The organism is Parcubacteria group bacterium (assembly GCA_016181765.1).
Taxonomy (GTDB): domain Bacteria; phylum Patescibacteriota; class Patescibacteriia; order UBA2169; family UBA2169; genus CG10-46-32.
Genome location: JACOYR010000003.1, coordinates 54,435 through 62,150, shown reverse-complemented (window position 1 = coordinate 62,150; position 7,716 = coordinate 54,435). Strand labels below are relative to the sequence as shown.

General features: G+C 53.6%; 7 protein-coding genes. 6 read left to right on the top strand and 1 reads right to left on the bottom strand.

The annotated features are described in order from the left end of the window. Nucleotides 1-260 precede the first annotated feature (260 nt). Genes HYT31_02470 through HYT31_02450 form a run of 5 tightly spaced genes read left to right on the top strand, consistent with a single transcriptional unit; the run spans nucleotide 261 to nucleotide 6,830 of the window. The gene (locus HYT31_02470) at nucleotides 261-533 is read left to right on the top strand and encodes a type II toxin-antitoxin system RelE/ParE family toxin (GenBank protein MBI2050645.1); all 273 of its coding nucleotides are present in this window, start codon (nucleotides 261-263) and stop codon (nucleotides 531-533) included. Beyond that, complete coding sequence (locus tag HYT31_02465) at nucleotides 526-834, top strand: helix-turn-helix transcriptional regulator (protein MBI2050644.1); 309 nt, start codon at nucleotides 526-528, stop codon at nucleotides 832-834. The genes HYT31_02470 and HYT31_02465 overlap by 8 nt, the downstream gene beginning before the upstream one ends. Before the next feature lie 10 nt (nucleotides 835-844). Next, nucleotides 845-2,668, top strand: coding sequence for a tetratricopeptide repeat protein (locus tag HYT31_02460; protein ID MBI2050643.1), 1,824 nt, complete (start codon nucleotides 845-847; stop codon nucleotides 2,666-2,668). 21 nt (nucleotides 2,669-2,689) lie between these two features. Continuing rightward, on the top strand, nucleotides 2,690-5,587 hold the full coding sequence (locus HYT31_02455; GenBank protein MBI2050642.1) for a hypothetical protein: 2,898 nt from the start codon (nucleotides 2,690-2,692) through the stop codon (nucleotides 5,585-5,587). 10 nt (nucleotides 5,588-5,597) lie between these two features. Then, entirely contained in the window at nucleotides 5,598-6,830 is a 1,233-nt protein-coding gene (locus HYT31_02450; protein ID MBI2050641.1) for a hypothetical protein, read from the top strand. A gap of 241 nt (nucleotides 6,831-7,071) precedes the next feature. Here the strand turns inward: HYT31_02450 and HYT31_02445 are convergent, their stop codons facing one another. Then, entirely contained in the window at nucleotides 7,072-7,245 is a 174-nt protein-coding gene (locus HYT31_02445) for a DUF1737 domain-containing protein (protein MBI2050640.1), read from the bottom strand. A gap of 133 nt (nucleotides 7,246-7,378) precedes the next feature. Between HYT31_02445 and HYT31_02440 the strand changes: the two genes are divergently transcribed. Then, on the top strand, nucleotides 7,379-7,666 hold the full coding sequence (locus HYT31_02440) for a GIY-YIG nuclease family protein (protein ID MBI2050639.1): 288 nt from the start codon (nucleotides 7,379-7,381) through the stop codon (nucleotides 7,664-7,666). Nucleotides 7,667-7,716: the final 50 nt, after the last annotated feature.

Here is a 7,716-nt window from a genome sequence, read left to right as displayed (position 1 = left end):
TGCCATATGATGATACTGCTACTGATTAACAGTATCATCCTACACCAGGTAGGACATTTCTATTTCCCTCAACTAGGACATTATCATATCCGTGTCACAGGTCGGGAAAATAGTTGTCAACGGGAAATAGCCCGTCATCCTGGAGGGTGTGTACTCACACCCGATAGGATCTCCGCCTCAACATCACCTACGTGCATGGAGCAGGGGAGGTTGCTCATTGCCGTATACTGTGATATGGTGACAGTATATGAACAGGACTACTGTTTATAATTACACAGCCGTATTCGAGGAAGCGCCGGAGGGCGGTTATTCCGTCAGCATACCATCCCTGCCGGGATGCATTTCCGGATGCGCGAAAAATTACGAGAGATATTTTTGAGATTCGCGTGATGCACGAGGGAACGTACCGGGGATTCTATGCGTACCTCGGACATCCGAACATTGTGATACTGCATTTTTTCCAAAAAAAGACACAACGAACACCTGTTAAACATATTAAACTTGCAGAAAGGAGATTGCAGGATTATGAATAGCTACAAAGTAAAAAAAGCAATAGAGCGCGGCGAACTGGTCCTGCGCGAGAAAGTTTTGGAGCGGTATTCCAAAAAAGAGCGGGAAGAAATTAAAGAAGGCGCGCGCTATCTCAAGGCAGCCATTGAGCTCCGCGAAGCGCGCAGAGTCGCGCGGATGTCGCAGGAGAAGCTGGCCAAAAAGATGCGGGTCAAACGCGAGTTTATTTCCCGCGCCGAGAGCGGCAGGCAGAACATCACCCTGGATACGCTCTACAAGTTCGGGGAGGCGCTGGGCAAGGAATTCCACTTCGCGTTCCGGTAAATCGCGCGGTATGCTTGACGCGATTTTAGGTTCGCATCGGCGCGTGGATGTTGACTGGCTCCACGTCCAACGCGCACTGGACCGCGGCGCAACAAGGTTTTTGGCGGTGTGGATGCGGCTCGTGGTGTGGCTGCCGTTGTTTGTCATATTCGGGTATGGCGCATCCCCGGACGCGTTCCGCGCCCTGGCGGTTGCTTTTTTGGTTGGCGTGTGGTGGCTCGCCTGGAGTATCCGCGCCGCGTTCGGCCGGGACCAGATAACGTGGCGCTCGTCGCTTCTCTCGTGGCTTGGGCTTGGCTTGGGTGCGGTTGTCATTGTCATTTTTGCCGCGCACCCGGCGTCGCGTTTTGACCTCTACTTGAACACCGGGCCCGTAGCGTGGTTTGGATTGGTTGGGTTTGTCCTGCTCTTGTCGCAGGAGCGGGCATTGCTCGCGCGCCTGAAAGGCAGGACAGGGATTGCGCTGGTTGCGCTGTATGTTGCCACGGCAGTGTACCCGGCGGTGTTTTCGTACATTCGGGGAGGCTTTTCAACGGTTCCCGTTTCCGTAGCTGTGAGCCGGTACGTTGAACACGGCATTGCGCAGTTTGGACTGCTTGGCGCGGGATTGGGGCGCGCGAACGAAGGGTTCTGGTCCTTGGCAGAGCTCGTGGATGTGGAACAAATTGCCCGGGCTCCGGGCTTGCCGGGTGCGTACGCGGCGCTGCTGTGGGAAGGCGGACCGTTACTGTTGGCCGCGTTTGCCGCGTTTGGCTTTATCCCGGCTCTGTACGCGTTTTTCTTTTCGCGTCGGAGGCTCAAGCGCTTGGGTCCGGAATCCCGCGAGCGGTCGGGCGAACTCTCGCGGCGAAGATGGTCTTTGGCGCTTTTCGGGTGGCTCGTACTGCTCGCGTTTATTCCGCTGTCATTCATGGGCCTTTTTACTGCCGGGCTTTTGGTTGTGCTGTGTTCGGGAGGCATTCCCTCTCCTGCCGGAGGAGGGGGTACGGGGGTGGCGGGAGTTTTCGCGGAATCCGAAGCGCGGCGTGCGCACAGCTTGTTTCTTACCACGCGCCTCCGACTCATTCCGGCGCGCTCGTTCGTTGCCGCGCTCGCGCTTTTCGGAATGTTTGGAACGGTTTCCGCGGTCCGGCTCATCGCGTTCCCAGAGCCTCCGGACATTTCGGCGGATTCCGAATCGCTCTCCGGGTTTGACCACTGGCTTATAGCGCGTCATGCTGGAGGCGTACTCGCCGATAGCATCTCCGTGAACAACCGGCGAGATTCTATCGGCCGCAGCAGCGGCCTCCAGAATGACGAGAAACAACGGCTCCAGAATGACGCCATGGAACAGGCGGCCGCGTTCTATGAGGCCGCATTGCCGCGCCTGCCGCGCAATCTCATCCTGCGCCTGGAAGCATCGCAGTTCTACCGTTTGGTTGCGGACAATCCGGATGAGGCGGCCCGGATCGCGGAGCAGGGGCTTGTGGTTGATGGGACCTATATTCCGCTTGTGCTTGAGCGCGCCGCCCAGCTTGCGCAGGCCGGGCAAAACGAGCAAGCGCTCGCACTGCTCCTGCCGCACGTTTCCGAGTCTGTAAGCGTTGCATACCAGGCCGGCACGCTCTCGTTGGCAGCCGGGAACGCGGAACAGGCGGTTTTGTACTACGAATCCGCGATCCAGCAGAACCCGAACCATCTGCAGGCGCGCTTTGAGCTCTCCCAGGCGTTTATCGCGCTTGGCCGCGCCGAAGACGCGGCGGCACAGCTCTCTGATCTTGAGTCCCGAGTCGCTCCCGACGACTTCCAGACGCGCGCGGCAATCACCGCCCTGCGGGGCTTGGTGGAAGAGTAGGGTTTGTGGTATAATCTCATCATGGTTTTGCCGAAACAGAGAAAGATTTTCGCGGGTTTGATAATGGGCGCCTTTGGCGTGTTCGCGCTTACAGCCCCCGCGTTCGCGCAGGAGCTGGGATTTGTGGCGGGCACGCTCGCGTACATCGCATCAATCATCATTGAGCTTGCCGGCAAGCTTTTGATCGTGATGATTGATCTCTTGCTCGTGATTGTCGCGTACAACGACTTTCTCATGGCCCCGGCGGTTACGCGGGGCTGGATTTTGATGCGGGATTTCGCGAACATGGCGTTCCTCGTCATCTTTATCGCCATCGCCTATGCCACTATTTTGGGGGTTGAGAAGTACGAGTGGAAGCGCCTATTGCCCAAGCTCTTGATGGTGGCGGTGGTCATCAACTTTTCCAAGACCATCAGCGGCTTGATCATTGACGCAAGCCAGGTGATCATGATCACGTTCGTGAACGGCTTCAAGGACGTGGCCGCCGGGAATCTGGTGAACGGGCTCGGGCTTTCCCAGATGCTCTCGTACCGCGAGTTTGCGGCTGATGAGAGCATCACAGACACCGCGGTTGCGGTCGCGTCCATCCTTGCGGTCATATTGCTCGTGATCGCCGTGATGGTGGTGGGCACCATTGTGCTGATGTTTTTGATCCGCATCATGTACCTCTGGATCCTCATTGTGCTGGCTCCGCTCGCGTTTTTAATGGCCGCAACTCCCGGTGCCGAGCATTTGTTCAAAGAGTGGTGGAACAAGCTGGTGCGCTACGCGTTCGTGGGGCCTATCATGGCGTTCTGGCTGTGGCTCTCTTTTTCCGTCATGGCGGGCGTGGCTCCGGGCCAGAATCTTGCCCAGCAGCATGGGTTCTACCAGGCAGAGGGCGAAACCGGATTTTTTGACGTGTCCGGGAACACGGCCGCGGCAATCTCCGGCATCTCCCGAAGCGACCAACTCCTCTCCTACGGCATCTCCATTGCTCTGCTCATCTACTCGCTCATGGTTGCGCGCGGCATGGCCATCAAGGGTTCGGGCCTTGCCGAGGGCGCTTTGAGCCGCATCAAGAGCGGCGGCATCAAGCTCGGGAAACTGGCGGCTCTGGGGGTTGCAACCGGGGGGGTGGGGAGCGCATTGGGCTTGGCTGGGGCGTGGAAAGGCGGAAAAAAAGTCGCTCCCACCTTTGGGCGTTTTGCAGGGCGCAGGCTTGATGAAAAGATCAGTCCTGCGGTAAGCAAAGGATTGGGACAGCTGGGAGCCAGGATTTTTGGCAAAACCCGTTTGGGTTTGGGCGCTCAACGATTGGCCGAGCAAGGGATTCTATTGCGTACTGCAAAACAGAGTTGGAAAGAACGTTCTGAATCGCGCGAGAAAAACGTTACAGCCCCGTATATCGGCGCGGGCAGGGATGTGCTGCATAAAGTGATTGACAACAAAGACACGAACTACAAATTTAGGCACGTCATGGCCCTCGCCAACGAAGAGGCGAAAAAACAGCGGGAAGAGAGCGATAATACATCCGAGGCGTTTTTGGAGCCGGTGTACAGGGTTGCCCAAAGCGGCCATGCGCAAAACACCAAAGAAACCAAGGGCGCGCTCATCAATGTATGGGGGCAAAACGACCAGAACGAAGTTACGCTTTCCACGGCAAGGTTTAATGACGAGCGGGACATTGGCGAGGAAATCCACCGCAGAGTGATTGAGAAGTTTGAGCAGGTATTAACGTCTGAAGGCCGTGCTCGCGCTGATGCATACTTGGGGCTTCAAGAGAAACTGGAGCAAGCTGTGGAAGAAGGCGCGCCAGATGAGGAAATTTTTGGAATTAAAAAAGATTTGAATCATGCTCGGGAGATTTTGAGGCCCTTGGAACTTCAGTATGCGGAACACAAGCCGCAGACAGCCACAGACAGCCCGTTTGCCCGTGTTGAAGCCATGAAGATGCTTCTCGGAGAGAGCGATGAAGCCAAACAATTTGCTTCACGTTTGAGCGGGGTGGCGCTGGAGAATAAGAATTTTGCGGGGTTTGCGTTGGCTGGATTTGATGCAGACAGCGGGAAATACGATTTTGCGGACTTGTATTCCGAAGAAGGGTTTAAGACGTATAACAATAATGTCATGGGAAAGATGCGGAACATCAACCCTCCGGATTTGTGGCGAACGCATCCTTCGGGCCTTCGCAACGAGATTAGAGATAAAAACGGCATGCGCACCTATGCCGCTGACTTGAATACTGTGGGTCAGAACTTGGTCTTGCTTGCCGCTCCGGGCATTTCAGAACGGAACTTGAACCTGCGGCCGGATGCATCCGGCGCGCTCATGGGCGGGGTTGCGCCGCGCGAGTATCCGAATATGTATGATCCTAATATAGAAAGCCGAAGCCGCGCCCAGCGGGATTATGTTGAGGATAATATGCTTGGCTATGCGTATTCTTTCAGCCCGCGTATTTCTCAGGAGGCGAAGACAAGAACGGTGAGCCAGTATATGCAGCGGCAGGGAGCAACCAGAGAGGATATACAAAAGACGCCGCGCCAGCTTTTACAGGAGCAAAGGAACAAACTAACACAGATTAAGAGTGCGCTGGAGGCTTCAAGAGCCGCGCTAGGACAAGCGGTTGATCCGGCTGAACAGGCGCGGCTCAACGAGGAAACCAATGGTTTGGCGCAGGATGTGAACCGTATTACAAAGCAAATTTCAAGGTTTGTGGAAAATGTGGACGAGCGCACGCTTGATGTAAAATTATCTACTGCTGTCGCATCGGAAGAAAACGGCGGCAACGGGAGTTCTGAATCTGCGTCTCCGAATCCGCCTCAACAGCCTTCGCCCGAAGCATCTGCGGGGCCATCAATCGTGTTGCCCGGTTCTCCAGAGTTCCGCGCGTCAGACCCACAGAGCCGGGATTTTAGAGGACGTCGGCCGCAGGCGTAGCGCCTAGCATATGGTGAATTTTAATCTGGACAACCTATCCTTTGCCGAGCAGGAAACACTGCGCAAGAACCTTTTGGCGGGCATCCCCCAAGACATTGCCGATCCAAAGGCGCTTCTGGAATGGGAAAAACGGACTGCCATTGCCGTGGTGTACACGCGCACCGCGTTTGCGTACCGACTGCTTCAGACATTGCGCGGGTTGTTGGCTGGATCTGGAACATTTTCAGCTCCCTATGTGCCGGTTCTAACCTGGCTTTATTATGCTGCGTTTTTAAGCCTTACTAAACAAGATCTGGCGCATTTCGCCCGCGAGGCGGATGTGGGGCTGATTTTAGCGGACGAGAATTATGGAGACATAATTACCAAACTCAAGAGCCGTCTTTTGCTTGAATCTTTGGATGAGCGCGATGGATTTCGCGAGGGCGTGTTTAACGCGCTGCACGAAAACGAAACCATATTGACCAAGCAGTTTTCATTTTCTGGAAAATTTGGCACAATCAGCGCATGGCTTAAAGAATACGACAGCGCGCTGGGTCAATCTCCGGTGGAGAACTATCAGCTGAACGAATTTGTCAGCAAACATAAGCTGTCGGTCTTGGAAAAAAATATTGCGCAGCGTTTTTTCAATTTTTACGAATTTGTCAAAACGTCTTCATACGACGCGCGGGGTTTTGAAGAGGATATTTTTTTTACGGATCCGGGCGGAAGACATTATTTGCTGGCGGATGGACAGCAGATTGATTTAGGCGCGGTGTCAAAATTAGCGCCTGCAACATTCTCGGCACGCACTGAAACTGAAGGCGGCCAACCAGCCGCGTTGCCACTGTATGCCGACATTGCGTCCCGCTCTCAAAAGATGCTTATTTCAATAAGCGGCAACGCAAAAACACTGTTTGAAACCGCTTTGCGGCATATTGAGGCGCAGGATGCCTCTAATACGCTCGCGTCCCTCCTGCTCCTTGCCCAACTGCGCCAGCTTGATAACCTTGTAGAGGACCCGCGCTTTGCAAAGCTCGTTATTGATGACTTGAAAAAGGCGGGCAGGGATGATAACATAGCTGGCATACGCATGAATCCGGGAGCCCCCCAATACCTTGCGCGGCTTTTGAAAGTTATCCTGGAGGACCGTTTGGGGCTTTCGCGCGAGGACGCGCTTGCGTTCGGCTCGCGGCTTTCCAAGATTCTTGTTATGGAGGGGGAGAAGTACCAGACTATCATTAAAAACAGCAAGTGGAATGTGTAATGTCATTGCGAACCCTTGTACTCAAGGGTGAAGCAATCTTATTGCCGCGTGGGGGCTTGTTGTCAGTAACAGACTTTTAGCGCGACGATAGGATTGCCGCGTCGTCCCGAGTACGGGACTCCTCGCAATGACATTCAAGGCGCCATAATCAGCATGTCATCAACCATATAAAAAAGGTTACCGCGCGTGTTTGCGCGATAACCCTTGGTGATTCTTGTACGTATTGCTTATGTATGGATCATTACTTGGTGATACGATTCGTATGGATCATTGCTTGTAGAAAGTAGTACTGAGAACTATGAGAATCTACACTGACACTGACACCGCCTTGGCACACCCATCCTTCTCTCATCAACTTATTTACTGCTTCTATGAGTTTGCTAAGATCATAATTAAGTACGACGAAGTAACCCATGGTTTTCTCCTTGTGTGGAAAGTGTTGCGCCGTTTGAAATGAACCTTCATGGCAATCTATTGAGAGAGTACTATATTGCCTGAATAAGTCAAGTAGCGTTCAGCTCGCTCCTCGCAATGACATGGTTGAGGGTATGTCAAAAACATCTTACGTCTACATTGCGACGAATGACAAACATTACGTCTTGTATACCGGAGTAACGAATGACATACGGAGAAGAATATACGAGCATACGCAAGGAACAGGCAGTACTTTTACGAAAAAGTATATGATCAACAAGTTAGTGTATTTTGAAGAGTATAACGATATAAACGAAGCAATAGCGCGAGAGAAAAACATCAAAGCCGGGTCAAGGAAGAAAAAGATTGATTTAATCAATACACTTAATCCGGAGTGGAAAGACTTAAGTAGCACATACTAATATAGTGTCATTGCGAGGGAGGGTACTCCCGACCGCGGCAATCCTATCGG